31 protein-coding genes are annotated in these 26453 nt (G+C 44.1%); all 31 read right to left on the bottom strand.

Going from position 1 to position 26453, the window contains the following annotated elements; all coding sequences use genetic code 11:
* Window positions 1-97: 97 nt before the first annotated feature.
* A complete protein-coding gene (locus tag DESOR_RS05035) occupies window positions 98-592 on the bottom strand; it encodes a SpoIIIAH-like family protein (protein WP_242832456.1) in 495 nt (164 codons plus the stop codon).
* A gap of 70 nt (window positions 593-662) precedes the next feature.
* Entirely contained in the window at window positions 663-1232 is a 570-nt protein-coding gene (locus DESOR_RS05030) for a stage III sporulation protein AH (RefSeq protein ID WP_014183524.1), read from the bottom strand.
* Between the two features lie 40 nt (window positions 1233-1272).
* Entirely contained in the window at window positions 1273-1854 is a 582-nt protein-coding gene (locus DESOR_RS05025; protein ID WP_014183523.1) for a stage III sporulation protein AF, read from the bottom strand.
* Window positions 1855-1867: 13 nt separating this feature from the next.
* Window positions 1868-3040 (bottom strand): stage III sporulation protein AE, encoded by a 1173-nt coding sequence (gene spoIIIAE, locus DESOR_RS05020; protein ID WP_014183522.1) that lies wholly within the window; start codon window positions 3038-3040, stop codon window positions 1868-1870.
* A gap of 10 nt (window positions 3041-3050) precedes the next feature.
* On the bottom strand, window positions 3051-3437 hold the full coding sequence (gene spoIIIAD / locus DESOR_RS05015; protein ID WP_014183521.1) for a stage III sporulation protein AD: 387 nt from the start codon (window positions 3435-3437) through the stop codon (window positions 3051-3053).
* Window positions 3438-3448: 11 nt separating this feature from the next.
* On the bottom strand, window positions 3449-3646 hold the full coding sequence (spoIIIAC, locus tag DESOR_RS05010; protein WP_007779978.1) for a stage III sporulation protein AC: 198 nt from the start codon (window positions 3644-3646) through the stop codon (window positions 3449-3451).
* A gap of 21 nt (window positions 3647-3667) precedes the next feature.
* Entirely contained in the window at window positions 3668-4177 is a 510-nt protein-coding gene (locus DESOR_RS05005) for a stage III sporulation protein AB (protein ID WP_014183520.1), read from the bottom strand.
* On the bottom strand, window positions 4174-5235 hold the full coding sequence (gene spoIIIAA, locus DESOR_RS05000; protein ID WP_014183519.1) for a stage III sporulation protein AA: 1062 nt from the start codon (window positions 5233-5235) through the stop codon (window positions 4174-4176). Before spoIIIAA ends, DESOR_RS05005 begins: the two co-directional genes overlap by 4 nt.
* 257 nt (window positions 5236-5492) lie before the next feature.
* Window positions 5493-7802: a sensor domain-containing protein gene (locus DESOR_RS04995; RefSeq protein WP_014183518.1), complete on the bottom strand. Its 2310-nt coding sequence runs from the start codon at window positions 7800-7802 to the stop codon at window positions 5493-5495.
* 163 nt (window positions 7803-7965) lie between these two features.
* Entirely contained in the window at window positions 7966-9639 is a 1674-nt protein-coding gene (locus tag DESOR_RS04990) for a ribonuclease J (protein ID WP_014183517.1), read from the bottom strand.
* 97 nt (window positions 9640-9736) lie between these two features.
* Complete coding sequence (efp, locus tag DESOR_RS04985; protein WP_014183516.1) at window positions 9737-10294, bottom strand: elongation factor P; 558 nt, start codon at window positions 10292-10294, stop codon at window positions 9737-9739.
* 89 nt (window positions 10295-10383) lie between these two features.
* Window positions 10384-11445 carry a M24 family metallopeptidase gene (locus DESOR_RS04980; RefSeq protein ID WP_014183515.1) on the bottom strand — a complete coding sequence of 354 codons (1062 nt, stop codon included), beginning with the start codon at window positions 11443-11445 and terminating at the stop codon, window positions 10384-10386.
* Window positions 11442-11888: a type II 3-dehydroquinate dehydratase gene (aroQ, locus tag DESOR_RS04975; protein ID WP_014183514.1), complete on the bottom strand. Its 447-nt coding sequence runs from the start codon at window positions 11886-11888 to the stop codon at window positions 11442-11444. Before aroQ ends, DESOR_RS04980 begins: the two co-directional genes overlap by 4 nt.
* A gap of 460 nt (window positions 11889-12348) precedes the next feature.
* On the bottom strand, window positions 12349-12933 hold the full coding sequence (locus tag DESOR_RS04970; RefSeq protein ID WP_014183513.1) for a LysM peptidoglycan-binding domain-containing protein: 585 nt from the start codon (window positions 12931-12933) through the stop codon (window positions 12349-12351).
* 73 nt (window positions 12934-13006) lie between these two features.
* Entirely contained in the window at window positions 13007-13549 is a 543-nt protein-coding gene (locus DESOR_RS04965; RefSeq protein WP_014183512.1) for a hypothetical protein, read from the bottom strand.
* A 96-nt stretch (window positions 13550-13645) separates the two neighbouring features.
* Window positions 13646-14662 (bottom strand): type IV pilus biogenesis protein PilM, encoded by a 1017-nt coding sequence (locus DESOR_RS04960; protein ID WP_148265228.1) that lies wholly within the window; start codon window positions 14660-14662, stop codon window positions 13646-13648.
* 71 nt (window positions 14663-14733) lie between these two features.
* On the bottom strand, window positions 14734-15045 hold the full coding sequence (locus DESOR_RS27280) for a hypothetical protein (RefSeq protein WP_052304274.1): 312 nt from the start codon (window positions 15043-15045) through the stop codon (window positions 14734-14736).
* 16 nt (window positions 15046-15061) lie between these two features.
* Window positions 15062-15829: a prepilin peptidase gene (locus DESOR_RS04955; protein WP_014183511.1), complete on the bottom strand. Its 768-nt coding sequence runs from the start codon at window positions 15827-15829 to the stop codon at window positions 15062-15064.
* 74 nt (window positions 15830-15903) lie between these two features.
* On the bottom strand, window positions 15904-16389 hold the full coding sequence (locus DESOR_RS04950; protein WP_014183510.1) for a type II secretion system protein: 486 nt from the start codon (window positions 16387-16389) through the stop codon (window positions 15904-15906).
* 102 nt (window positions 16390-16491) lie between these two features.
* Window positions 16492-17694 (bottom strand): type II secretion system F family protein, encoded by a 1203-nt coding sequence (locus DESOR_RS04945; RefSeq protein WP_014183509.1) that lies wholly within the window; start codon window positions 17692-17694, stop codon window positions 16492-16494.
* Entirely contained in the window at window positions 17691-18737 is a 1047-nt protein-coding gene (locus DESOR_RS04940) for a type IV pilus twitching motility protein PilT (RefSeq protein ID WP_014183508.1), read from the bottom strand. The genes DESOR_RS04945 and DESOR_RS04940 overlap by 4 nt, the downstream gene beginning before the upstream one ends.
* A 17-nt stretch (window positions 18738-18754) precedes the next feature.
* Complete coding sequence (locus DESOR_RS04935; protein ID WP_042330827.1) at window positions 18755-20443, bottom strand: GspE/PulE family protein; 1689 nt, start codon at window positions 20441-20443, stop codon at window positions 18755-18757.
* A gap of 5 nt (window positions 20444-20448) precedes the next feature.
* Complete coding sequence (locus DESOR_RS04930; protein WP_042330825.1) at window positions 20449-20835, bottom strand: hypothetical protein; 387 nt, start codon at window positions 20833-20835, stop codon at window positions 20449-20451.
* 17 nt (window positions 20836-20852) lie between these two features.
* Window positions 20853-21362 carry a PulJ/GspJ family protein gene (locus DESOR_RS04925; protein ID WP_014183505.1) on the bottom strand — a complete coding sequence of 170 codons (510 nt, stop codon included), beginning with the start codon at window positions 21360-21362 and terminating at the stop codon, window positions 20853-20855.
* On the bottom strand, window positions 21349-21771 hold the full coding sequence (locus DESOR_RS04920) for a hypothetical protein (RefSeq protein ID WP_242832455.1): 423 nt from the start codon (window positions 21769-21771) through the stop codon (window positions 21349-21351). Before DESOR_RS04920 ends, DESOR_RS04925 begins: the two co-directional genes overlap by 14 nt.
* A gap of 3 nt (window positions 21772-21774) precedes the next feature.
* Entirely contained in the window at window positions 21775-22191 is a 417-nt protein-coding gene (locus DESOR_RS04915) for a competence type IV pilus major pilin ComGC (protein WP_148265227.1), read from the bottom strand.
* 165 nt (window positions 22192-22356) lie between these two features.
* On the bottom strand, window positions 22357-23448 hold the full coding sequence (aroB, locus tag DESOR_RS04910) for a 3-dehydroquinate synthase (protein ID WP_014183502.1): 1092 nt from the start codon (window positions 23446-23448) through the stop codon (window positions 22357-22359).
* Window positions 23420-23953 (bottom strand): shikimate kinase, encoded by a 534-nt coding sequence (locus tag DESOR_RS04905; RefSeq protein ID WP_014183501.1) that lies wholly within the window; start codon window positions 23951-23953, stop codon window positions 23420-23422. Before DESOR_RS04905 ends, aroB begins: the two co-directional genes overlap by 29 nt.
* Window positions 23954-23967: 14 nt before the next feature.
* Window positions 23968-25119: a chorismate synthase gene (gene aroC / locus DESOR_RS04900; protein WP_014183500.1), complete on the bottom strand. Its 1152-nt coding sequence runs from the start codon at window positions 25117-25119 to the stop codon at window positions 23968-23970.
* Window positions 25120-25142: 23 nt separating this feature from the next.
* Window positions 25143-25580, bottom strand: a complete 438-nt coding sequence (locus DESOR_RS04895) for a prepilin-type N-terminal cleavage/methylation domain-containing protein (protein ID WP_014183499.1) — start codon at window positions 25578-25580, stop codon at window positions 25143-25145.
* A 12-nt stretch (window positions 25581-25592) separates the two neighbouring features.
* Window positions 25593-26435 carry a shikimate dehydrogenase gene (gene aroE / locus DESOR_RS04890; protein WP_014183498.1) on the bottom strand — a complete coding sequence of 281 codons (843 nt, stop codon included), beginning with the start codon at window positions 26433-26435 and terminating at the stop codon, window positions 25593-25595.
* Window positions 26436-26453 lie beyond the last annotated feature (18 nt).

Below are 26453 nucleotides of genomic sequence, written 5' to 3'. Positions count from 1 at the left end.
TCCTCTCACCCAGGACTTTAGTCCTAGCTATAACTTTAATTCGCTCTAACAAGCTGTTTTCCTGCTCAACTGGTATAGAAGTTTTTATAAATCGCCACTATTTTTTAGCAGATACTGCTATCTTATCTAAACGAACCTTTGTTACTCGAACCACAATATCTTGAATAATACTCACTTCATGAGGAGTAAGACTTTTGGCATAGACAATCACTGTAACATGTTCGGGAAAAACATCAACTACTGCATCCTTAAAGCCTTTGATCTTTAGAAGATTTTCGATTTCTTCTTCTTGTTGGATTTTTGAGTTCAACTCCAGCCATTGTTCTTGTGCTTGAGCCTTGTTCTTTTCTATTGATGAATTGAGAAGCTCTGCAAGCATGGCTTTAGACTCCTGACGGAACTGTTCACGCTTTAAACGATAATTTACAAAGTAGTTTTCCCCAGAATCATCCGGCTTAAGGGTCTCAACTTCAAATTGAATGGTGTGATCCACAAAGGAAGCATTAACAGGTAAACTTGCCTGCTCCGTCAGAAACGCATGGGGTTCATGGCTTATAAGTTTAATCCCTATTATCATGAATAGTGTGACCAATCCTAGGATACTTATTAACAATAATCGAGGCTTATGTCCCAAAAATAATAGGACAGGCCGATTGACGTGCTTAATCATAGGTTCCACCCATGGGCACCACCGTTATTCTGGCACTGGGAATATTCAACAAAGTCTGTACAGCTGTATGGATGGCTTCTCTTACCTTCGGGTCCCGCGCACCTTCAGCAATGACTAACACCCCACCAATCTCGGGTCGATCTTCCATGGCTATGACCGGTTGAGTTGATCCACTGGGAATCACTACTTGATTATCCTCAGTTATTTCAGTGGTCTCACGGGTTCCTCCTGTTTTGTCCGACTCTTTATTGGTTCTTTTCGTTACATTGTTATTACGAACATATTCGTGTTTGATCCCCGTTAAAAAGTTGACGGAAACTTGAACTTTGCCGACCCCTTCCATCATTAAAATATTCGTTTGTAGCTTGCTCTCTAACTCCTTTTCTAGTAAACCAATTTTAGTAGTCGAACCAGCGGGAGCTGTGACCGCTGACTTAGTTTGTATACTCTGAGCAGATTCTCCTGTCCCTTTACCAAGATAAATAAAAGACATCCCTATGGCAATAAGTGATACTAACCCTACTAACATTTTCTCCGATGATATTTTTTTAATCCAATCCATAGTGTTTACCCCCTTCCAACTCACTTATGCTTTTAAACATCTAGCTTTCTTCAACAGTGACTTTCTCTTTAGCGATGCTCATGAACGTTGCAATTCGTTCTCTCACCTCTTCAGTCTTTGGAGATTGCTGAGCAGCCGTATTCTCTGATTTGCCGATGATAATGGGCTGAATTGACTGGATAGTGTCTTGAGCGGGTTTCAAAATCACCTTTATCTCGTTGATTTTGGGCTGATCCGTTAATCCTCCTGATCCGTCTTCAAAGGCAACATCCACATCGGCATCTGCAACTCCTGAAGTACCCAAAGCTAATCCTTTGATTTGGTTGGCGAGAATTTGACGATATTGCTCTTGAACGGCATCACGGGCAATTTTCTGCCCCTGTCCTTCCACCGCAATAGCGGGCAAATCCCGGGGTGTTGAGGCGCTCCAAGCAGGAACCTCCAAGGATAAGGGAGTATGCAGGAATACAGTAATCGGAGCAAGAACTGCGGATATTACAAATAACCCCATGACCATCTGAACAAAGCCGCGCATGGATTTGTTAGGAAGCAGCATCTCCAGAAAGGTAGCCAGCAATAATATTAAGGCTAAATTACGTACAAGTGTTGTCAGCGTTTGCACGACTCAATCCTCCTTAATGCAGCATCACCGAAAAAGTGCCTGTCCCAACTACCACTGCAGCAGCCATAAAAAACATAATTGCTACAGAGATTACGGTGACTAAAATAAAGATTAAGCTTTTTGACATGTCTTGCAGACTGTCTGCCAGAGGCTTTTCGCCGATAGGCTCAATAAGGGCTGAGGAAAGTCTAAAAGTAAGGATCATGGCCAAGATTTTGATGACCGGACCTAAGCAGATCATGACAATGGCTAACAAAGCTACAATACCTACGGCATTTTTTAACAAGAGCCCAGAGGTGATGACAAGTTCAACGGCGTCTTTGAAAAACTTCCCTGCCACGGGGATTAGGTCAGCCGAATACTTGGCTGTGCGAAAAACAACACTATCTGCCACCCCTCCCGTTACCCCTTGAATTGTCATTACTCCGATGAATACTGTCATGATCACGCCTAATGAGAGTTTACCAGCAAATTCAAACAATCCGGCCAGTTTGCTAAGTTTAAATTGTTCAGAAATATTGTTAAATAGCTTAAGCACCGAAGCTAGAAAAAAAAGCGGTAAAATCACCGTTTTAATCATTGTGGCTAATACTGTAAGACTTCCCATAATCAGAGGCTTAAAGAGAGCCGCACTGGTCATATTCCCCATGGTGATCAACAGCGTCATCATCACCGGAAACATGGTCTGCATTAAACCTACCATTTGCTCAATGGTATCTGAGGCAATGGTTAAAGCTTCTCGAAATGAGGTAATGGCCAAGCTGAGAAGTACCAAATAGGTCATTACCTGAGCGGTTTTACCAACACTTCCTCCAAATGCCGCCTGAAGCTGGCCAAGTACAGCTCCCAATACTGCTAAAACTAATAGTTTGCCAATCAAAGGAGCAGTTACCAGGACTTGATGACCTAAAAGTGTCAATAATGTCTTCCCTAAATTTTCAGGTTTCAGGCTCAATTCTCCGCTTCTCAGGTCTTCGAAGATTTGGACAAGGGAGAAATTAGGGATGGCATTCTGAAGATCACTGTCCAGCTGCTCCAGAAAACCATGCATTTGGCTTAAATCAATATCCTGCAAAAGTTCAGCATTTTCAGCCGGCTGAATCACTTCTGATTCTGCTAATACTGGAGGACTTGTCCCAGCGAAGAAAAAGAGGAATAGGATCATACTGACAATAAACCTGGGCAAATACATCACCTCACGGAACTAGTCGTACCATCGACTCTGTAATCGCTACAATAATTGGAATCGCTAAGATAATAACCCCTACTTTCGCAGCTAACTCAATCTTGCTTGCTAAAGCACCTTCTCCTGCATCCCGGCATATTTGAGCACCGAACTCTGCCAGGTAGGCCACTCCCACAATTTTTAAAATAATTAACAAATAATAGGAACTGATATTGGCTTGGTCAGCAAGGGTTTGCAATAAATCGACAATGACCTTGATCTTACTGAGTATGAGGATAAAGATTGACGTTCCTGCCAAAATGGAGAGCTGTAAGGCAACTTCCGGTCGGATCTGTTTCAGAACCACTGCAAAAACCGTAACAATCAGGGCTAGTCCCACGATTTGCCATATTTCCACGTTTTAGCCCCCTAATATAGGTTAAAAACACTCTTAACCAATGTAAATAATTCTGCTATGGACTGTACCACAATATAGAGGACTACTATGACTCCCATAATTGTTACACCTTGTGCCATTTCGCTGCGGCCAGACTGGTTTAATACAGAGGCTAGTACTCCAACCAATATGCCGATTCCGGCAACCGTTATGATTAAATTAAAGCTCATTAACACAACTCCTCTCCCTGTTTAAATCAGAATGAGCACCCCCGCGATTCCTCCCAGGAACCCTAAATAGGTCCACATTTTAGCTTGTTTGTATGCCCATATTTCCGCTTGTTCTTTTATTAATAATAGTTGACGCTGCACAAGTTCAATCTGTTTATGCTGTTCAGACCGATCAGATCGACCCAAACCTTTGCCAACATCAGCGATAACAAGCCAATCCTCCGTTTTTAAGCAAAACTTGTCTTTCTGATTTGTCATCGTTTCTTTCCAAGCACTGCCAGCAGACTCCCCCCTTACCAATCGTTCCTGTAGTTCTGCAAAAAAACCTTGCCAAGGCCTATCCGACCTTTCTTTAACAATGGAAAATGCCTCAGGCAAGGGAGTTGCTCCCCAGACAATTTCTGTATCTAAGAGTGCCAAAGCCATCGAACATTCTCTTAACTCCAAAGGCCTGCGGCGAATTCGATAAGCTAACCACAGTCCTAAACATCCACAGCTGGCAATAAGGACGATACACCCCATTATAATCATGATAGAATCCTCCCTGAATTCAGATCATAAACACCTTCTATACTTCCTGGCCCAAGCCGCCTGCTTAACACAACCAGACGCTCAAATACTCCCTGATCCAATAACGCGGCAATAGCCGGCCGGCGGTGGGCTTCTTCAAAAGAACTGGCATGAGCTGTACATAGAATCCGTACCCCTGTACGCAAAGCATCCGTTATGGCAGCCACGTCATCCATATGGCCTATTTCATCCATTGCCACCACTTGGGGAGACATGGAGCGGACCAGCATACTCAGCCCACTGGCTTTTGGACAGCTATCCATGATATCCGTCTGAAGTCCCAAGTCATAAGTCGGGACCCCTTGCCACATACCGGCGAGTTCACCGCGTTCATCGACAACTCCTACGGTCAGACCTCTTAAACCTATTTGTGGAACCCCATTGCTGATTGAACGAATAAGATCCCTTAAAAAGGTGGTTTTGCCTGCACGAGGAGGGGAAATTATAAGGGTATGCCGAACATTTCCATCATCACTTAGCAATAAGGGGAGAATCTTAGAGGCAAGTCCGGAAATATCCCTGGCGATGCGAAGGTTTAAAGATGATATATGTTTAATGGTTTGTATATTGCCATGAAGCAAGATTATTTTACCGGTTATACCTACTCGATTCCCACCTGGAAGGGTGATAAAGCCTTGCCTGAAATCTTCCTCTGCAGCATAAACTGAACTTTGAGTCATTCTTTCCAGAGCAGAAACCAGATCTTCGTGTTTTACAACATAAGCTTTTTGGGGGCTGGTTGCCTCACCCTCCTTATTGATAAAAAGATCCTTGGCTAGGGTTCTGATTTGAAAAGGCTGCCCAGCTCGTAAACGAAGTTCTTCTGTTTCATGAAAGGCAACGTCCTTTAGATTAGCTAGAATCGAACGTATATCATCCCCAAACCAGCGAGCCATGTCTGCCCACAGATCTGCACTCTGCTGTACGGGAAGACGCTTCTCGTTTTGAAAAACCTTCGTAGTGTTGTTCGGGATCACTTTAGGTGTTTGAGCGACAGATAGAGTGTAATGCAGCGACACATGATTGCCCCCCCTTGATAGAAGGTATGTCCAGCTTCTTAGTTTTAGACATGATTCCTTCAAATTATAAAGAAAACTTGGCTGGTGCCCACGAAGACACTGTCTTCGCACGTGTTAGCCCTTCTTCCAGACACTGTCTTCGCGCGAATTAGCCTTCTCGCAGTATATAACGCAAGTTTATACTTTCTGATAGTAGCACAAAAAAAGCCGGGTACATGACAACCACGTACCCGACTAAATATAAAGTACAGCATTTTTTAATTTTCAGTCATTCGAAACCATCTCTCAGCTTCGTTACAAGGAACTGCTTTACTAAAGAGATAACCCTGCATTTCATCGCACAGTTTTTCTTTGAGGAAGGATCGCTGGCCATTTGTCTCTACCCCTTCGGCAATTACTTTCAATTTTAGATTCTTGGCAAGCTGAATAATGGCAGTCACCACTTCTTCCCCATGTTCACCTGTACTTATATCTTTGATAAAAGACTGATCAATTTTTAAGGTATCAATGGGCATGCGTCTCAAATAATTCAATGAGGAAAAGCCTGTGCCAAAATCGTCAATGGATATACGTACTCCTAACTCCTTAAAAGCACCTAACATTTGAAGAGACGCCTCGCTTTTGTCCATAGCGATGCTTTCCGTAATTTCTAATTCCAGCCACTTGGGATCTAACTCAGTCTCCTGTAATATTTCCTCAACTAACTTGATAAAACTTGGTTCTCGAAATTGCCGTGCCGAAATATTCACTGCCATTCGCAAGGGCAAGTATCCTTGTTTTTGCCAACGCTTATTTTGAGCACAAGCAGTACGCAATACCCATTCTCCAATCAATACAATCAATCCGGTTTCTTCTGCAATGGGAATAAATGCTGCAGGAGAAACTAACCCTAATTCTACAGAATTCCAGCGAATAAGAGCTTCTAAGCCAACGATGTTGCCGCTCACCAGATCAACTTGAGGTTGGTAATGAAGGACAAATTCTTCACGGCTTAGGGCCTTGCGGAGACTGTTCTCAGTGAAAAGCCTCTGATTGGCCTTAAGGTTAAGACCCTCCGTGAAAAACTGACAATTATTGCGTCCCTTTTCTTTGGCATAGTACATTGCGGTATCTGCCTGTTTGACCAATGTTTCCAGATCACTGCCATCATCCGGATAAAGACTGATACCGATGCTGGTGCTGATATAGATTTCGCTGCCATCCAATAAAAAGGGTTTAGCAAAAACCCCCAATATTCTTTCAGATACTAAAGCCGCTTCAAACTCATTACTGATTTCGGGCAGCAATACTAAGAATTCATCACCGCCTTGCCTGGCAACGGTGTCCCCTTCACGCAAGGTTTGACGAATGCGCTCAGCCACAGTTTTTAGGAGCTGATCACCAAGGTTATGCCCCATAGTATCATTAATCAGTTTAAAACGATCTAAGTCTAAAAACATCACTGCTAGTTTGCCCTGTTTACGCTTCCCTTGTGCTAGCGCCTGCTTCAAATGCTCATTAAAAAGGAGTCTATTGGGGAGACCCGTTAAAGCATCATGTTGTGCTTGATGTGCCAGTTCTTTCATGTGATTTCGTTTATAGCTGACATCTCGGAATACTAAGACAGCACCAATAATTGTCTGATCTCTATCACGAATAGGAGCAGCAGAATCTTCGATAGATATCATTAAGCCATCTTTATTAATGAGTGCCGTATGATCAGCAATATTGACAACGCGGCCCTCGCTAAGGCAGTGTATAATGGGACTTTCAACAGCGTTGCCTGTTTCTTCATTGATAATATTAAAAATCTTTTCTAAAGGAAATCCGATTGCCTCTGCATTCGACCAACCAGTCAATGTCTCAGCCACGGGATTAATGTAATCCACATTTGCCTGCACATCAGAGGTAATCACAGCATCTCCAATAGACTCCAATGTAACCTGGGCACGTTCCTTTGCTATCCAAACTTGTGCCTCCGCTTTTTTACGCTTAGAAATATCTCGAATCAGGCTAACTATAACAGGCTTACCATTGTAAGTTGCTCCCTTAGCACTGATATCAACGGGAAAAACACTTCCATCTTTACAGACATGCTTCAGTTCAAATTGCATTCCCTTGGAAGCATTTTGTAAAAAATAGGGTATCGCCGAATGGTCTTCCGGCAAGCGAAGCTTATGCACTGGCATATTAGTCAATTCTTCCCGGGTATAACCGTAACGTTTGACAGTTGCTTCATTGGCATCAATAATCTGCCCGTCGGGGCGAATAAAGATGATAATATCCAGAACTTCATCCGCCAAGAGCCGATAACATTCTAACATCTCACGATCATTTTGAATATCTTTCTTAGATTTTTTCAGAGATTGATACCCAGATTGAATAAGAAAATATAGAAGTATAGCGGTCACCAAAACAAAGAGCCCCCCTTTGATCGTGGACCATCTGAGGAGCATTTGATGATCTTTGCTTATAAACGCTAAGAAACGGTCAGAAAAAAAAATCCATATCCAACTAATTAATACATAGAGGATGGTTATACATAAAGGGGTGACTCGACTAATATTCCAATTTAGTTTATACTTCATTGTTTCAAGCCCCCCTCTAATACTACCTTTCTATTACCCTATATTCTTCAAAATCAGCTTATTTTCCTGCAACGGCAATGAATTTCTGCACAACCCTTTCCAGAAAAATAAATTAGAGCGCTTCAAATTTGATGAAAGTAACATCAGCGCTCTAGTTTTTTTATTATAATTGAAGCAGTACCGGTAAAATGATAGGGCGTCTTCGTGTCTTTTCCCATAAATATTTACCGAGACTCTCACGGATATTTGTTTTTATAACAACCCATTCCAATTGATCTTTCTGGAGTTGTATTTCCAAAGTATTCAAGATCTCCTTCTTTGCTCCCTCGACCAAAGTCTCCGCTTCTTTCATGAAGGTGAACCCTCTTGCAATAATATCCGGTCCGGATAAAACCCTATAAGGCTTTGTTTTGGAGAGTGCAGTAACAATGATAACCACCCCATCCTGAGCCAATTGTTGACGCTCCTTAAGTACAATGTAGCCTACATCACCGACACCCAATCCATCAATATATACACTCCCTGCTTCGACACGTTCGCCAAACTCCATTCGGTCTGGAGATAGTATAACACGTGAGCCAAGCTGAGTTATAGCGATGTCTTCATCCTCATACCCTAAGGCGTTGCCAATTCTTCGAAAACCTACCTGATGACGGATTTCCCCATGATGAGGAATTAGAAAGCGCGGTCGAGCAAGACGAATTACAAGCTTAATTTCTTCCTGATTGGCATGCCCCGAGACGTGCACCTGTCCCATTTCTTTCGTAACAACTTCTGCTCCGATCTGATAGAGATGATTGATAGTTTTATTAACTAATTTCTCATTGCCTGGTATCGGAGTGGCTGCCATGATAACCATATCTCCCGGCAGAACATTGATCTGACGATGACTCTGAGTGGCCATTCTGGTCAAAGCGGCCAGAGGTTCTCCTTGACTACCAGTCGTCAAGACCAGTAGTTTTTCTGGTGCCATATTGCCTACTTCTGAACTGGCGACAAGGATGTCATCCTCGGGCAATCTTAAATAGCCCAGCTCAGTTGCCGTTCGAACGACATTTTCCATGCTTCGCCCTACGACGCAAACCTTTCGCCCCACATCAGCAGCAGCATTGATGGCTTGCTGAATTCGATGAACATTTGAGGCGAAGGACGCCATAATAATTTTTCCCTCAGCCCGTTCGATCCACTCTCGTAAAGTTTTGCCGACAGCCATCTCTGAAATCGTGACACCAGGCCTCTCCGCATTAGTAGAATCGCAGAGCAATGCCAAAATCCCTTCCTGACCCCAAGCAGCCAATTTTCCCAGTTCCATGTTTTGTCCGTCAATAGGCGTATAATCTACTTTAAAGTCGCCGGTATAAACAACTCTGCCTACAGGCGTAAGTAATGAGTAACCTACCGCATCAGGAATGCTATGAGTCACTCGAAATGCTTCAACCTCAAAATCCCCTACCCTTACAGGTTTTCCCGGTTCAAGAACATGAATTAAAGATTCAGGGTAAGCCGTTCTTTCCTGAAACTTTGCCTGAACTAAACCCAATGTTAGCTTTGTTCCATAAATTGGAATATTCAATTTAGGTAAAATAAAGGGTAGTCCGCCGATATGATCTTCGTGTCCATGGGTTATAAAGAGTCCTTTAATACGATCACGTTTTTTTTCTAGATAAGAAATATCAGGAATTACTAAGTCAATGCCTAGCAATTCATCCTCTGGAAACTTAACCCCACCATCAATGACTACAATTGAGTCCTCATATTCAAAAACAAGCAAATTTTTCCCGATTTCCCCAGTTCCCCCTAAGGGAATGATACTGAGCTTTGATGTCTTCTTAGGCAAAACAAAAAACACCTCCTATGGTAGCACTAAACTTACTTTGCCCCATTGGAGATGTTTTCATGTCTATTCTGGCATCCGACCTCTGGCTTCGGTCATACTAGGCTCGTTGAACATAGTTTCCAGTCCGAGTATCAATAATCAGAACCTCTCCTTCATTGACAAAGAAAGGAACTTGAACCACTGCCCCTGTTTCCAGTGTTGCGGGTTTTGTTCCGCCTGTAGCAGTGTCTCCTTTAACTCCCGGTTCAGTAGCGGTTACTGTGAGTTGGACAGTATTTGGAACATCCACTCCGATGACTTCGGTGCCAAAGAAAAGTACTCCTAAAGTCATATTTTCTTTCAGCCATTTTACCCCGTCGCCAATCTGCAGTTCTGTCAAAGAGATCTGCTCATAAGTTTCTTTATCCATAACCACGAAGTGTTCTCCGTCTTTATAGAGATAGTCCATCTCCCTTCGCTCAACATGCGCTTTTTCAACCTTCTCACCAGCATTAAACTTCCGTTCAACCACTGCACCGGTCTTAACATTTTTCAATTTTGTCCGTACAAAGGCAGCACCTTTTCCAGGTTTAACATGTTGGAACTCAACCACTGAAAATACATCACCATCTATTTCAATGGTTAAACCTGTCTTAAAATCATTTGTAGAAATCATAGTATTTCTTCCCCCTAAAAAATTCTTGTATAAGTAGTTTGTCCCTTTCTGTCATTGATTACTTAAAAACCAAACGGTCAAGACAAACATTACTCTAAAATGATAAAGTCTTTGGGAGCTTGTGTTAATACTTGGCAACCATCTTCAGTTACCATAACCATATCTTCAATCCGGACACCGCCCCAATTGGGAATATAAATGCCGGGTTCAACAGTAACGATCATTCCTGGCTCAAGTCGACGCTCTTCTCGTTTGTTAAGATTAGGCCCTTCATGAATCGCCAGCCCCACAGAATGTCCCAAGCCATGACCAAAATAGCCGCCATAGCCTGCCTTTTCAATAAATGTACGGGCTATCTCATCAACTTCTTTTCCCGGCCGCCCAGGCTCGACCGCCTGAATACCGGCAAGCTGCGCTGCTAACACAATCTCATAAATTTCTCTATGCTTATCCTCCGGTTCCCCTATAAACACAGTTCGCGTGATATCTGAACAATAGCCCTGATAAATCGCTCCAAAATCCATAGTCAGGAACTCTCCCGATTGTACACGTTTGGTGCTGGCTGTTCCATGGGGTAGGGAGGAACGGATACCTGAAGCTACAATAAAATCAAAGGAACCACCGCTGGCGCCTGCCCGCCGCATGGAAAACTCCAGATTGAGACCAATTTCTGCCTCCGTTTGCCCAACTTCAATGGTTGTTAAGATTTCATGAAACGCAGCATCAGCGATCTCTACTGCCCGCCGGATTAAAGGGATTTCTGAATCATCCTTCACAGAGCGCAGGTTGCTGACCAGATAAGGCAATGAAATCAGCTCCCTTTGCAAAAACGCATCTTTCAGCTTCCCGAAGTCCAGATAGGTGACAAAGTCCCCTTCAAAACCAACCTTTTGAGCCTGTTGTCCGATTTCTCTCAACTTTCCAAAGTGATCATATCCGGCGTCAATAATATCAAAATTAGGGGCCTCTGCTTCGGCTTGCTCTATGTAGCGAAAATCTGTTAGTAAATAAGCCTTGTCCAAAGTGATATATAGTGTTGATTCTCCACCGGTAAATCCACTCAGATACCGCGCATTCTCCGGGCGCATTACCACGTAAGCGTCGATGGACTCTGAGCGCATTTGCTCACGCAATTGTTGTAGACGAGTCATTGTCTCCCCCTTTTCCCTTGATAAGCAACAGCGTAACGCATCGCTAATTCATAACTTTCAGCACCTAGACCCGATATTTGTCCTATACAGACGGGTGCAATGACAGAATTAGTTCGAAACGCCTCACGTGCATGGATATTCGATAAATGAACCTCCAGCGCAGGAACTTTTACAGCACTAATAGCATCCCGGATGGCATAACTAGTATGCGTCCAAGCACCAGGATTCAGAATTAAGAAATCAGCAGGCGTTAAGGCTTGAATCCAATCGATAAGGACTCCTTCATGATTGGTTTGCCTGAACTCTGTTTTTACGTCTGCCTCATTTGCTATTCTTAGTATTTCCTGATTAATCTCTGCTAATGTGTGTGACCCATAATGCTCGGGTTCACGAAGTCCCAATAAATTCAGATTTGGACCATTAAATACCCAAATTCTTGCCAAATTATCACTTCCTCAACCACTTTAAAATTTTAACACAATTTTCAACTATAGCATAGTATTTTTCCGCATGGAATGAACCATTCCGAGGCTCGCCCACTCGCCGGCGCGGGAGCTTCTCTTCAGCGGATAAGCCTTCTTTGGAGATTGCCGCTTCGAGCGAAAGTGTCCACCGGACACTTTCGTGCTAAACCTTCAGGTAATACCTGATGTTAACCTGTGGCTCCGTTCCCCCGCGCCGTCTTGTGGGCTTTACCGCCTCTCCATGCAATGGGCTCGCTTCTGTGGACGAAGCTGCCCTTGCTTTCGGGCCCACGGGTTCTTTAGACCGTTTTGGAAATGCTCTCGGGTCTTTGATTTTTCAGCGTAGACCCCCATGCCGCTGGGGCAGCACCGGCAGAGGATGAAAAATAATTAAAAAACTTGGTTAACACCAAGCTTTTTAATTGTATTGAGTATAGTCTTAGAATGCCGGCTGGGCTCCCTGACCATATTGCTGGCCAAACTCATTTTGTGCTTGTTGCGTCAGATTCTGCGTCTGCTGTTTGGATGCCTGCCGGATCGTCTGCTCTTGTTCTTTTGTCTGTTCCAGGATTTGACTTTGCTCCGCTTTATCACCTTCCCCGCTCATCAAGCGAGGTGAAAGCACAACATTAATATTACTTAACATAATTTGTACTTCTGTCGGCCCACATTCTCCAGCCGGCTGTATTTTACGGATTTCTGTCCGGGGGAGAAGAAAGTGTATCTCGTGAGGAGTTTTGGGTTCACCAACGCGGCGCAGGTGAACACGAACTCCTTCTATTTCCATTTCAACGTGATCCAGATACTCTCCCACAAACTCCTGTCCCTGATTCAGGCTTATATCCGAGTATTGTTCCAACCCCTTAATCCCTTTGAATTCGGGCAAAACAATTTTTTGTCCAATTTGAAGTTTAAGGGGATCAACCTTAGGATTTGCCAGCAAATAATCTTCACAGGTTCCTCCCCAGCGTTGTGCCAAACGATGAAAATCGTCCCCTGGTTGAATGCAGTACTCCCTAACCACTTTACATTCCTCCTCTCCATAAACTATGGAAGAGTATGAATGTCTCGTTCCTCTATTTCAAATATTTTCCTTATTACCCTTCCCTATCTCCTGTTTTAAAATATATCTGCAATAGAGTGTTTCCGCCTTCCTCTGTTAACAATACTTCTTGTATTTGAATCTTAAATCCTTGGTCACCTTCCAGCTCTTTCAGAGCGCTGAGAATGTCTTGCCATTGACCTAGCAGGCGCAAGCGAACTAAGGCGTAATCAATTCTGGTACCTTTGCCCTTTGCTCTTCTCTCACCAAACCGTTCAACGTTAAAGGAAGCCACATCAACTCCCGATTTACTAAAATCATCACAACATTGCTCAATCAAGCTTGGCAGTTGATCCATACCGGGAATTTCCTCTGCAGAACTTTTCAATCCCGTTCTGATCACTTGCTGCCAATAGAGCTTAGCTTCCTTTAATGTAGAAATTTCGTTATAAACCGGCTGCCAAAGAAATAGGAAAAAGACAAAATGACAAGCAAGAATTCCCACGAAGATTAATTTTAAGCTATGCAGGGATAATCCTCTCCAAACAAAAGAGACCTGGGATATAGCCGCTTTATTAGCCTTGTTAAGACTCAACATTTTCACTCCTAATCAGAAGGCCGACGTCCGCGCGCACACACACGAAGACACTGTCTTCGCACGTATTAGCCCTTCTTTGCAAAACTGTTTTGCTGATTAGCCTCCGGCGAAGGCAGCCGGCATAGTGGCACTTAAGATAAAATGAATTGTGTTGTCAGCATCAAGTTTATAGCTGGATAATGCCGGGTTTTCCCATCCCATAGTGTGTAAGGCTTGCAGCACAGTTTGGACGCCTTGAGAATTCATGGCACTGCCGCGAACAGACAAGCTGCCTTGTTTGAAAATCACCTGTTCAATCTTAAATTCTGATCCCGACAAAGCCCTCACTTGAGTAAGTTTCTCTCCTACACCATCTGAGGGACGGTTGGTTTTATTCCAAACGGCAAGAAGAGCTTCTTGATTCTTATTCTGTTCCTCAATCTGCGAACCTTGACCAGATAGAGTTTTTACTTCTTCTTGCAAAAGCAATAGCCGATGTTCAAAGAATAACCAAGTTACATTAAGGCATAGAAAGAGCACAGAAGCTAACAGCACTAATTTTCGATAAGTTTGCCTTGCCATTTCTTCGGAGTCTGGCTGCCGCCAAAGATTAAGCCGGGGTTGATTTGCTGAGATTTGCATGCCATATCCCATGACCGCAATTTCAAAACTCTGACCTCCCTGCCCGATCCGTTGACAAGAGTCTAAACTATTATTGAGTACAGCTTTCTCTACAGTTACTTCATAATTTGAGTCTGACAACTCCCGGGCCAGTTGTTCGACATGGGAATTCCCGCTCCAAATGATTCGATTCAGATTAAGTTTCTGCTGCTGTGCTCCTTGAAACAGAAGAAAGCGGCGGATTTCAGTTTCAAGCTGCTCATGATGAGCAGGCAGGGAACGAACACTTTCCGGTGCCATCCCTCGAAACAGGACAATTTGCATTGTTTCCGTTTCTTCTTGGAGGTATAATACATCTTCATCGGCCTTAAATCCTAAGGCTTGCCCTAAAACAGCATATGTAAAATTAATATCTGTCACTCTGAAGCCCGCTTGTGCAAAAATTGAGATATATTTTTCAAGCAGACTGCGGCGGGCTGCGCCTAATAACACCCGTAAGCTCTGGTGTTTCACCTCATCAATAACCGAGAAGTCATAAATAACATCCGACTTTGGTATTGCGATTTCTTCATTGACTAATAAGGCTATGGCAGATTTCCGATCACGCTTTGCAAGCCAGGGACGGTATAGATGCCGATAAAGCCTTGAAGCAAAGGAATAGCTAAACCTACCTTGTAATAGTTGACCTTTCCCTGAGGACGGTATTTAGACAATATCTCTATGAGATTTTGTTCCTTACGAACCATCCCTTGTTCAATGATTCCAGTCGGTATTGGTATGCGGTCAACTTTGACTTCTGTTTCTTTATGACCGAATTTCCTAAAGGGAGGGGCGGAAAGGTAAAACCCTCGAATTTCCCTATCCGTCAATTCAAAAACCAAGGAATTTTTTTCCATGGATGACCTCCTTTAATTAACCTACTATAGACCAGTACCAGTTCAAGACTGGCGAGCCCCACAATAAAGTCAAAATTGCTCCAAAAGCGAGATAAGGTCCAAAAGGAATCTGTTGACGAAAACGTTTCTGACCCGTCGCAAGCAGAAAAATCCCCACCAAAGATCCGGCTAGGCTTCCCGTAAATATCGCCAAAAAGATTGCTGGGAATCCTAAAAAGGCTCCCATAGCAGCCACTAATTTTACATCACCAAGACCCATTCCTTGGGGATACACAAGAGCAATGACTAAAAAGGCTGCCCCCGCGCCTAAGGCACTGAAGAGGCTTTCACTCAAAGTTGGGCTGCCTGGAATGAGAAAAGCACTTATCATTCCCAGACCCAGTAGGGGAAGGGTGAGGAGGTCTGGCAAACGAAAGGTATCTAAATCGATAAAAGCTAAGGCAATGAGTACTGATACAAAAACCAGATTTACTAACAACCGGGCGGGATGAAGGTATGTAGTTAGGCTTGAGAGTCCGGCAAAAAAGAAGAGTATTCCAGTTAAGAGTTCTACAGCCGGGTAACGCCAAGAAATTGGGGATTGACAGTTTCGGCATTGTCCTTTTTGAATTAAAAAGCTCAGCGCAGGAATTAATTCCCATGCCCTAAGGCCATGTCCGCAAACCGGACAATGTGAACCGGGCCAGACAATGGATTGACCTTGAGGAACTCGATAAATGACCACATTCAGAAAACTTCCAATTAAGAGTCCTAACAGCCCTAGGGAAATACTTATAAAGTACAAATACATAGCCTCTCTTTCAGGTTAGTTCTGCTGTGCCAAGTAAGTTGCAACAATACGCAAATCTCGCTAACCATCTAATTGGCAGACGTCCAAAGAATTTCGCTCAGATTTTCATTATAGGCCCGGACTTCGGCGGCCATGTCGTCATCGGACATATAAATCATAATAAGGTTGGAAGGGGATTCTCCTTCATCATCTTCGGGAATGACATAATTGAATTCATCTTCAACTAATGACGCGAGACCGAAACCTTCCTTACCTTCAGCAATTTGCTGGGTGGTGGATTTATCCAGCTTGCTGATATATTGGGGAATAAATCCTGTGCAAGTCACTTCACCATCATCCGATACCGTCAAGTCCGGATATTTTCCATTTTCAAGCTGATATCGGTCTAAGGCGGCTTTAACCTGATGTGCCGTCGCCACGTCCGCCTTTTGGCGCGCATTTGCAGTGCTGGAAACTAATTTTGGAATGGCTATAGCAGCAAGCCCGGCAATAATGATGATCACAGCCAACACTTCTAATAGCGTAAATCCCTTGTCACGTTTGAGATAATTCATCCCAATCTCCTCCTTCATCTTCATAACAACGTTCAGCAGATAAGCACTTATTTAAAGCTTCTCATTCAGGCTTCTTTTGACTGTCTCTAACTGTCTTTTATGTTATTCAAGATGTGAACTGAGATCAAAAATAGGAAGTATAACCCCACAGGCAACAAAACCAACCAAAGCTGCTACGACTAAAATAAGAACCGGTCCGATCATACGCATGACCCGATTCAGCTTTTCTTCCAAATCACGGCGAAACATTTGTGCCACATAACGAAACATGTGCTCAAGCTCTCCTGATTCTTCAGCAATTTCGATCATAACAGCACCTTCTTTAGGGAAGATTCTGCTTTCCCTCAACAATGGCGCCATTCGTTCGCCTTGACGTACATTTATGACGAGCTGATTAATAAGCTCCAACATTTCAGGACTGCGCAAAGTTCCCGCCGTCAGGCGCAACCCTTCTAATAGGGGAATCCCAGCTTTCAGTAAACGCTCTAACATATTGCTGAATTGAACCAGATCCCGAAGCCGATAGATTTTCCCCACTAGAGGCATACGCCCCAAAATACTCTCCAATTTAATTTTCCAGCGTTCTCGCCAAGTGAATCTCAGAACCAGGAAACTCACACTGACTAAGCTAAGAATCCCCCCCATAATAAGGGGAAGTTTTTGACTAACCCCAAATATGACTTTAGTCAAAAATGGTAAATCTTTAGCGCCAACACTCAGGAAGAGTTTTTGGTACATGGGAAGAACCCACACAGAAAGAACATAAATTACTAAAAGAACCGTTGCAAACAGTACCATAGGGTAGGCGAGAGCAGCTTTGACTTGCTGGTTATAAACATACTCATGCTCTAACTCATCAGCTACCTCAGAGAGGACTTTGGCAACTGTTCCAGTGTACTCGCCTGCTTTAACCATAGAGAGTATAAAGGAATTGGGGCTTGGGTTTAAAAGGGCCAGAGCCTCGGAAAGATCATTCCCTCCTTCAACTTGCTCCTTAAGGCATCTCCATTGTTCCTGCTCGCGGGAGCTTTTCTCTTCACTGGAAGTTATAATCTCCAAGGCCTGGAGCAAGGGAATGCCAGCTTCCAGCAGTGTGGCAAGACGACGAAAAAAACTGCTCCACCTATAAGCTCCAGAGAGAAAAAGAGCATTTTTCCATTGAAAGACCGACCGCACACTTATGGGGAAATAGCTTTCCTGCCTTAAGCGAGTTTGTACCTCTGAAATTCCATCTCCTGACCAGGCTCCGCGCTGAATCTTGCCATTAGGGTCAACTGCTTTCCAGAAGTAATAGTTCCCGCTCACCTTCTTAAGCTATCGGGACTCTGCAGCTTTTCTTGGGCAACATCATAAGCCACAAGCCCCTTTTTCACTAAATCCATAATTGCCTTATCCATAGTTTGCATTCCCAACTTGGCATTAGTTTGTATAACTGTCGGAAGCTGATGGGTTTTCCCTTCCCTTATAAGGCTCCGGACTGCCGGGGTTGCTGCCATGACTTCAATAGCGGCCACTCTCCCTTTGCCATCCGCCCTGGGGAACAATTGTTGAGACATAATTCCTTCTAAAACTGCCGCCAGCTGCACACGGATTTGCTGCTGCTGATGAGGCGGAAAAACATCGATCATACGATCCACAGACTGAGTAGCATCGTTGGTATGCAGGGTGCTAAAGACCAAGTGCCCCGTCTCAGCAGCAGTGATAGCTGTCGCGATGGTTTCTAAATCCCGCATTTCTCCCACTAAAACGACATCCGGATCTTGTCTCAATACAGCCCGCAAGGCGTTCGTAAAGGAATAAGTATCGTTGCCAACCTCTCGCTGATTAACTAAGCTCAGTTTATGTCTGTGCAAATATTCAATGGGGTCTTCAATTGTCATGATATGACAAGCTCGAGTTTGATTGATGTAATCAATTAGAGAAGCTAAGGTTGTCGATTTACCGCTCCCAGTCGGGCCAGTCACCAAAACCAATCCTTTATGGAGTTTGGCTAGTTCTATACTTACAGGAGGAAGTCCTAAGGCTTCCGGACTGGGGATGACAAAAGGAATTAAACGAATGACAATGCCAATAGACCCTCTCTGCCGGAAGATGTTAACCCGATAGCGCCCGACACCCGGCAAACTATAGGACATATCCAACTCGCCGAACTCAGCAAATCGTTTAGCTTGATTCTCATTCATCAGAGAATTGGCATAATGGTTTAAATCTGCCTGAGTAAGTTTTTCCATCTTGTTCTGAAGCAAAGATCCATTAATACGTAAAACAGGAGGGCTCTCAACCGTTAAATGTATATCAGAGGCTTTTTTTTCTCCGGCTAAGTGAAAAAGTTCTTGTAATGAAGCCATGATTCCCCAATCCCTTCTTATCCTTCAATTCCTGAAGTAACCCTTAAAACTTCCTCTACTGACGTAATTCCTTGGCTGGCTTTCATCATACCATCTTCGTAAACCGTCAGCATTCCCGATACCACGGCCTGTAGTTCGATATCCCTGGCATTTTGTACAGCCAGAACCAGTTCCTTAATTTCTTGATTATAAAGCAGGAATTCATGAATTCCCACCCTGCCGCGATAACCTGTCCCCAGGCATTCTGGACATCCGACAGACCGATACAGTTTATTAATGGAAGCAGGAAACCCCAGATCTCTTTTTTCTGCTGCAGAAATTGTATACCCAGTCTTGCAATGGCCGCATAACTGCCGTACCAGACGCTGTGACAGAACCCCACTGACAGCGGAAGCCAACAAGTAGGGTTCAACTCCCATGTCAATCAATCGAGCTAAAGCCTCTGCAGCTGTGTTTGTATGTAAAGTGGACAAAACCAAATGTCCGGTAAGGGAGGCTGTAATAGCGATTCTCGCTGTTTCTTGATCGCGAATTTCCCCAATCATAATAACATCCGGATCTTGACGCAAAATATGCTTTAAACCTACCGGAAAGCTTAAGCCGGCAGAAAGGTTTACCTGTACCTGATTGACCCCTTCTAACTGATATTCTACCGGCTCTTCGATGGATATAATGTTTTGCTCTTCAGCATTTAATTCTCTAAGCAAAGCATAGAGTGTTGTTGTCTTGCCGCTTCCCGTTGGCCCAACGACCAGCAGCAACCCATTCGGACGTTTCAGCAGAGCTTGAACTCCTGCTTGAACTTCAGTACGCATGCCTAAGTCCTTGAGGGGAAGCTGCGCCATCTCCGGGTCTAAGAGCCGTACCACAATTTTCTCTCCGAATACGGTAGGCATAGAAGACATTCTTAAGTCGATATAACGAAGCCCTGTTGAAAATGTCATACGCCCATCTTGAGGAAACCGGCGTTCAGCAACATTCATCTGGGCCATTACTTTTAAACATGAAACAATACCTCGTGCAGCCTTTGGTGATAGATCATATTTTTTAAGGAGTTTACCGTCTACGCGATAACGAACTAAAAAAACCTCTTTGCGAGGTTCCCAATGGATGTCGCTGACACCCTGAGCAATGGCCTCATGCAATACGGAATTAACGAATCTTAAGGTGGGGGCTTCATCTTCTAAAGAATCAAGTTCTCTTGATTCCGTTGCATCCACTGAAACGCCCGGATTTTTAAAAACATTATTCTCTAAATGAGCAAGCTGAGCTACGGATTGCTCTACCGTTAAATATTGTCGGATGGCAGCCTCGATTTCCTCCTTCTCGGCAAACACCGGTTCAATCTCAAACCCCGTAAACATTCTAACATCTCTTAAAGCCCGTTCGTGGGTTGGGTCATACATTGCTACCTTTAATACTCCGAAATAACGTTCATAGGGAATAAGGGTATAGCGACGAGCCATACCTTCGGGAACTAAACAGGCCACAGCAGGGTCAATTGTGACTCTCGTCAGTTTTATTTCCGGAATCTCTAAATATTGACGTACCGCTTCCGCCAATTGAGTTTGGCTTAGGATACCTGTCCGCACCAGGGCGTCTGCCATGGATTCTCCACCCTTAAAGCTTAACCCTTTAGATACCTGGGCATTAGGGATATAGCCCTTGGCCAATAAAAACCGGATAAACTCCTCTTCATTATTCATAAACCTCACCTATGAAGTTCCTGATAACTGTTTATAGCCCAGGCTCCGTCCATTAATAATATACGCGCTTCAATTTTGCGAACAGCTCTTCCGGATAGTCCCGTTGCTAACACAGTATATTCCCCTCCGCTTTCTTCTATCTGAATATCAGTATGTCCTGTGTCAAAGGTTAAGCTTCCCCCCCGCAGTTCCGAATTGACAAGGAGATGAGCCTTTGCCCACTCAATCCCACCTTCAGCTAAGTAGAGCGCTTGTCTGCTTTGAGTTTCACGCTTTACCATCCGGTTTTCGGCATTGGCTTTAAGATAGCTCTCCATCCCCAGTCCGGAAAACACAGTTAACAAGAGTAAGATAAGCAAGCTAATATAGCCGAAACATTTGCTGCCCCGCATGTTAACATTATCCCCGGTTAAGGAGCCAGCCCAATTACCCGCTGGCGAATCAAGGTTTGCCAAGCAGCTCCTTGACCATCGACCTTCGCTTGTAAGACAATTTTCCACAATCCCGGTTCAACCTCCCTGCACTCCCAACTGATGAGATGACTTGCCACGGGCTGAGAAACTCCTGCATGCCGCCAATAAAGATCCGCCTGACCATTACCATCTAAATCATCCAAGAAATAGGAATCCTGAGTTGGCCGGGGAGTTGATTCATCAGGCAATGGCAGAACCTTTAATTGACCAGTCTCTTCCCAGGTTGTCCGTTGAGACATACGGATGGCATCGGAAAGCGTTTTACCTGCCGTCAACACGGAATACTGGGCTTCCAAATGATTTTTTAGTACCCGCGCTCCACGCCACTGATCAGTGAACAGACCCATGGCTACCATCAAAAAGATGCCCGAAATCAGCAAGGCAAACAATACCTCCATCAAGGTCATACCCTGTTCTTGGGTTTCCGCCTTCCTATTCAACTGCATAGAGGGTCTCCAATTTATATTGATAAGGAGTTCCCCGTTCCGTCCAAGTAACCTCAATACTTACCTTTAATAGTTGGGGGATATCCTGCCATTGAGAGTAAACATGCCAACAAAATTTACCCTGGGTTCCTTCCACCGCTTCACCAGGGATACAATCACCGCAGGCAATATTCTCACTCCAACTATGGGCTGCCAGCTGATCCATAGTTTCTTGGGCAAGATTAGCTCCTTCCATAAGGCTCGTGGCCTGGCTTGATTCTGATAGGGCTGCTGCAGTTAATTCAAAGAGAACTCCAAATCCTAAGGAAAAAAGGAAAAGAGCAAACAGTACATCGAACATGACATAACCTTTAGCTTTTCTACATTCACATGACTCTTGAATGGTCCCTGCCCCCTTCGACCCCGCCAACCGTTATTCTTCCTGGCCAGGCGAAGCATGAGTTACTCGTCCGGAAGAGTTAATCTGGTAGTCCTGTTCTGTGTTATAAGGACTATGAGGAATTTCTTTTATATATGGGCCGTGCCATCCCCTCACTCCATCCGGAGAGTTTACTAAATCCTCTACACTGAGAGGAAACGTTCCTACATCAATTTTATAAAGCTGAACTGCTCCTTCAATTCTCCGGATGTTTGCCTGATCCATCTGCTTCCTTACCAAGCTGCTTGCCGAACCAAAATGTGGGGTAAAAGACATTAAGAGAATTCCCATTAAGAAAAGGACAACCAGAATTTCCCAAAGCGTGAAGCCTGCATAATGATTTTGATTATTCCCGGTTCCCAATGTGCAACCCACAACTTTCCAATCATTAATACATAATTCTTTTTTCATTCTCTATTGATGATGAAATCCCTTCTAGACTGACATTAATATCCTAGGATATGCCTAAATTTGTCATTCTCTCCAATATATCTCTAATAGATTTCAATTTTGCATTTTTTGCAAAAAAATCTGACAAAGATTTCTCTTTGTCAGATTAAATAGTTTTTAAGTTTCTTAAGCTATGACCTGCTGCCAGGCAGATAAAATCTCCTGATCTGTACACTCCCTTGAGACAATGGCCTGGCCGATCCCTTTCGGCAAAATAAGAATTTTGCGGCCGCCTTGATTTTTCTTATCCGCCTGCATATGCTGCAGCAACGTCTGCGGGTTTTGCTCCTTTATCGTGGTTGGTAATCCAAAGACTTCGAGGAGCCTTCTCGCCCTTTCAACCTCCGCTCTGGACATCAACCCTTTAGCATGAGCCAAATGAGCAGCCGCAACGATCCCGATACTAACCCCTTGTCCATGAGTAATTCCTGAGTAATTCATTTGTGTTTCTAAGGCATGTCCGAAGCTATGACCAAGATTTAACAAACCTCGAATACCTTGCTCATGTTCGTCTTCTGAAACAATCTTCACTTTAACTGCTGAAGACCTGGTCACCATTTCTCTCCAAATGGTTTTATCCCGTTGTTTAATACGCTGTTGTTCATTCTCAAAAAACTCAAATAAGGCCAAGTCAGAAATTATAGCGTGTTTAATGCTTTCGGCTAAACCATTTTCCACCTCGTCCCACTCTAACGTTTCCAAGGTCGAAAAGTCTGTCCAAACTGCGAGAGGCGGGTAAAAGGCACCGAGAATATTTTTACCTGCCGGGTGATTGACCGCCACTTTTCCGCCAATACTACTATCCACCTGAGCCAACAATGTGGTTGGAACCTGAATGAAGCGTACTCCTCGCATGAAGATACTGGCGAAAAATCCCGTCAAATCTCCGATTACTCCGCCACCAAGAGCTATGACCAGGGTTTTTCGGTCGGCGCCGCAACGGAGAGCTTCTGTGGTAAGCTGACTTAAACGATCAAGGGATTTTTCGTTTTCTCCCGCAGGAACTATTAATAGATTCAGACGGTAATTCATAAGTCCTTGCTTCAGGCGCTCCCAATAGATGTCTGCTATCACGGGATTTGAAACAACCAAGATGTGTTCTATATCCCGATAATGGCGATGCAAGTATTCTCCCAACTCTTCGAGAGAGGCCCCTAAGAAAACCGGGTAAGGGTCCTTTGCCGCTACATCAATCTTTTGCCACGTCACTAAACTCATTTTTCGCCATCCTCTCTAACAGGGCAAGAATTTCTCTTACCACTTCATCCACGGTCTTTTGAGAAGTATCCACAATATAATCCGCCTGAGCATAACACTTCTGCCGCTCAATCCATAACTTTTCAATAGCCTCTTTAGGTCCCTTAAGCAACGGACGATCATTTTTATGTCCAATCCGGGCAAGAATTGCGTCTAAGGTGGCATGGAGAGCAATAATAACTCCATTTTCAGCCAAAGCGCTCCAATTGGCCGGGTTTAATGCAGTCCCTCCGCCGGTTGCTATCACCAGACGTTCCTGCCGGCTGATCCTGTCCACAACGATGCTTTCTTCTGAACGAAAACGGGTCTCCCCATAGCGGCGAAAAATTTCACTGACACTTAAGTCCGTGACTGCTCCGATTTCATAATCCGTATCAACAAAATCCCAAGCCAGTGACTGAGCTAAGCGCTTGCCAACCGTACTTTTACCAGTTCCCATAAATCCAATGAGAACAATATTTCGCATGGAAATCCTTCCTCTCATTGATTTAGTGTTAAATAATCTCCATAACTCTGCCAAGCGGCTTGTAAATCAACCGCATTGTCAGCCGGAAACTTTTCCAGCACTGCTACAGCAATAACCCAAGCCACAACATGCTCCAAAACAACCAAAGCTGCCGGTACTGCGCAAACATCTGACCGTTCCACACTGGCCTTGACAACCTCTTTCGTTTCTAAATGAACGGTATCCAAGGGCTGATAAAGGGTTGGAATCGGCTTCATTACCGCTTGCAGGATAATAGGTTCCCCATTGCTCATTCCACCCTCAATTCCTCCGGCATTATTGGAAACTCTGCTGTAGCCTTGTCCTGCTGTATAGCGAATCGGATCGTGAACTTTTGAACCCATCCGTTCTCCTGCTTCAAAGCCTAAGCCAAAGGATACTCCTTTCATGGCCTGTACAGAGAGAACCGCTTGAGCTAATTTTCCGTCTAATTTTCGGTCCCACTGGACATGAGACCCTAAACCTGCCGGGACATGATGAACTTGTACTTCCAGAAGCCCTCCTAAGGATTCTCCTTGCTTCTTGGCAAGATCCACCAGCTTGTACATCTCTTTCTCAGCAAGTGGGTCTCCTACCGACCACTCAGATTGCTCCACTTGCTGCCAAAAATCATGATCATCCCTTCGTTGAGCGTGGACACCGCCGACAGCAAGAACATGACCTTTGATGGTTACCCCTAAGAAGGACAAGATTTGGCGAGCAATACTCCCAATCGCAACCCTCATGGCCGTTTCCCGAGCACTTGCTCTTTCCAGGATATTCCGGACCTCTGTACGGTATTTTAGAGACCCCGACAAATCTGCATGCCCAGGACGGGGCATGATTACTTTCCTGCTTTCCAGATCAGCATTCTCTCTCCAAGTCATGTACTTCTCCCAATTTTCCCAGTCCTTATTGAGAATTTCCAAAGCAATAGGGGCCCCGGTGCTTAAGCCCCCCCGGACACCGGAAACAAGCATAATCTCATCTTTTTCAATAGCCATCCTACCGCCCCGTCCGGGACCTTGCTGACGTTTTCGTAAAGCTTTATCAATTTCATCTTTTGAAATACTAATTCCTGCCGGAATACCTTCAATGATTCCTACTAATTTTTGTCCGTGTGATTCGCCGGCCGTTAAAAACCGCACATTCATCCCTTCTCTCTATACGCCTACTTTTCCCGAATTCTCATGCCTACCGGTGCAACTATCACGCTTTTTCGCTCGCCAGCGGAATTAGTCAAAGTAATGGTGGTACCCACACTTCGTCCTAAAGCGTTAAAAGTTAAATCCCCAGGGCTGCCCAAGAATTCAACCCCATCCTGCAAATAAATATTTTTTATCATTTTGCCTTGTTGAAAGATTTGATAATGGTGATTCCCAGTTTGATAGTAAAACTTAACTGCGTACCAATTATTTTCTGCCATGGCCGCTTGTCGGGCATCTCGAATCTCTTCCAATAATTGTGTAGACTCAAAAGCAAGGCGTTGTCTTTCAAAGTTAACAGGAAGTTTAATCAGAAGATAAAAACCTGCCCCTGCTAATAGAATTAAAACAAGCAACATTTCCAGGAGTGTGAATCCGCAGTCTTCCCCTCTAACATTACTCATTCCACTCTTCCTTTATTTTTCTTTATAAAACATCCGCTCTAAGAGTCGATTCTTTAATGCCTTTCCCATTTCTTCCACAGGCGCCTGCCTTCCAAGCCAAAACTCCCAAGCCAGAGCCCCTTGATATAAAAGCATGCCTAAACCATTTTGGGTTCGGCATCCTAGTTTCTTGGCTTCTTTCAAAAAAAGAGTCTCCATAGGGTTAAAGATAATATCTACAACCAGCGCCTGCTTAGAAATTCCTTCTAAAGAAAAGGGAAAAGGTTCTCGATGCAGGCCCACAGATGTTGTCTGAACTAAGAGGTCGACGGTCTCAAGCCATCCTCCCGGAGCAAACCTCCCAGAAGAAGCTTTGCCTCCTTCTTTAAGAATAAGTTCAACTAATTTTTCCGCCTTTTCCGGCGTTCGATTAAGAATCGTTAATTCCATCCCCTGCTCGGCTAAAGCCAGAGCAATCCCTTTACAGGCTCCGCCGGCTCCTAAGAGAACTGCTTTCTTCCCTTCAAATTCCCTAAGGTCAACTTCTACGGAACGAATAAATCCATCCCCATCTGTATTATGGCCAATTAATTGCCCCTGATGATATTTCACCGTATTAACTGCCTGTGCGCGTTTCGCCTGGGGTGTAAGATGGTCAAGGTAAGGAATAATCGACTCCTTATGAGGAATCGTAACATTCCACCCTGAAAACCCCAGAGCACAAAGCCCCTTTATACTCTCTGCCAAATGGTTGGTTTCAACCCGGAAACGTTGATACTCAGCATCAATCTCGAGGGTCTTATACCCCGCATTATGCATCCAAGGAGAGAGAGAATGTTCAATTGGATCACCAATAACTGCAAAGTGCTTTTCCACTTAAAACATCCCTTTACT

This window comes from Desulfosporosinus orientis DSM 765 (assembly GCF_000235605.1).
Classification (GTDB): Bacteria; Bacillota; Desulfitobacteriia; order Desulfitobacteriales; family Desulfitobacteriaceae; genus Desulfosporosinus; species Desulfosporosinus orientis.
This window is presented reverse-complemented; position numbering and strand designations above follow the sequence as displayed.

Excerpts from the sequence above, each read along its gene's own strand:
- DESOR_RS04995 (WP_014183518.1), bottom strand. The coding sequence starts at position 7,802 with ATGAAGTATAAACTAAATTGGAATATTAGTCGAGTCACCCCTTTATGT.
- DESOR_RS04905 (WP_014183501.1), bottom strand. The coding sequence starts at position 23,953 with ATGCGAAATATTGTTCTCATTGGATTTATGGGAACTGGTAAAAGTACG.
- DESOR_RS04915 (WP_148265227.1), bottom strand. The coding sequence starts at position 22,191 with ATGAAAAAAGAATTATGTATTAATGATTGGAAAGTTGTGGGTTGCACA.
- DESOR_RS04965 (WP_014183512.1), bottom strand. The coding sequence starts at position 13,549 with ATGTTGAGTCTTAACAAGGCTAATAAAGCGGCTATATCCCAGGTCTCT.
- DESOR_RS04980 (WP_014183515.1), bottom strand. The coding sequence starts at position 11,445 with ATGACTCGTCTACAACAATTGCGTGAGCAAATGCGCTCAGAGTCCATC.
- aroB (WP_014183502.1), bottom strand. The coding sequence starts at position 23,448 with ATGAGTTTAGTGACGTGGCAAAAGATTGATGTAGCGGCAAAGGACCCT.
- DESOR_RS05005 (WP_014183520.1), bottom strand. The coding sequence starts at position 4,177 with ATGATTATAATGGGGTGTATCGTCCTTATTGCCAGCTGTGGATGTTTA.
- DESOR_RS05030 (WP_014183524.1), bottom strand. The coding sequence starts at position 1,232 with ATGGATTGGATTAAAAAAATATCATCGGAGAAAATGTTAGTAGGGTTA.
- DESOR_RS04935 (WP_042330827.1), bottom strand. The coding sequence starts at position 20,443 with ATGAATAATGAAGAGGAGTTTATCCGGTTTTTATTGGCCAAGGGCTAT.
- spoIIIAC (WP_007779978.1), bottom strand. The coding sequence starts at position 3,646 with ATGAGCTTTAATTTAATCATAACGGTTGCCGGAATCGGCATATTGGTT.
- DESOR_RS04895 (WP_014183499.1), bottom strand. The coding sequence starts at position 25,580 with ATGAGTAATGTTAGAGGGGAAGACTGCGGATTCACACTCCTGGAAATG.
- efp (WP_014183516.1), bottom strand. The coding sequence starts at position 10,294 with ATGATTTCTACAAATGATTTTAAGACAGGTTTAACCATTGAAATAGAT.
- DESOR_RS04930 (WP_042330825.1), bottom strand. The coding sequence starts at position 20,835 with ATGCGGGGCAGCAAATGTTTCGGCTATATTAGCTTGCTTATCTTACTC.
- DESOR_RS04925 (WP_014183505.1), bottom strand. The coding sequence starts at position 21,362 with ATGCAGTTGAATAGGAAGGCGGAAACCCAAGAACAGGGTATGACCTTG.
- DESOR_RS04940 (WP_014183508.1), bottom strand. The coding sequence starts at position 18,737 with ATGGCTTCATTACAAGAACTTTTTCACTTAGCCGGAGAAAAAAAAGCC.
- DESOR_RS27280 (WP_052304274.1), bottom strand. The coding sequence starts at position 15,045 with ATGGAAAAAAATTCCTTGGTTTTTGAATTGACGGATAGGGAAATTCGA.
- DESOR_RS04950 (WP_014183510.1), bottom strand. The coding sequence starts at position 16,389 with ATGAATTATCTCAAACGTGACAAGGGATTTACGCTATTAGAAGTGTTG.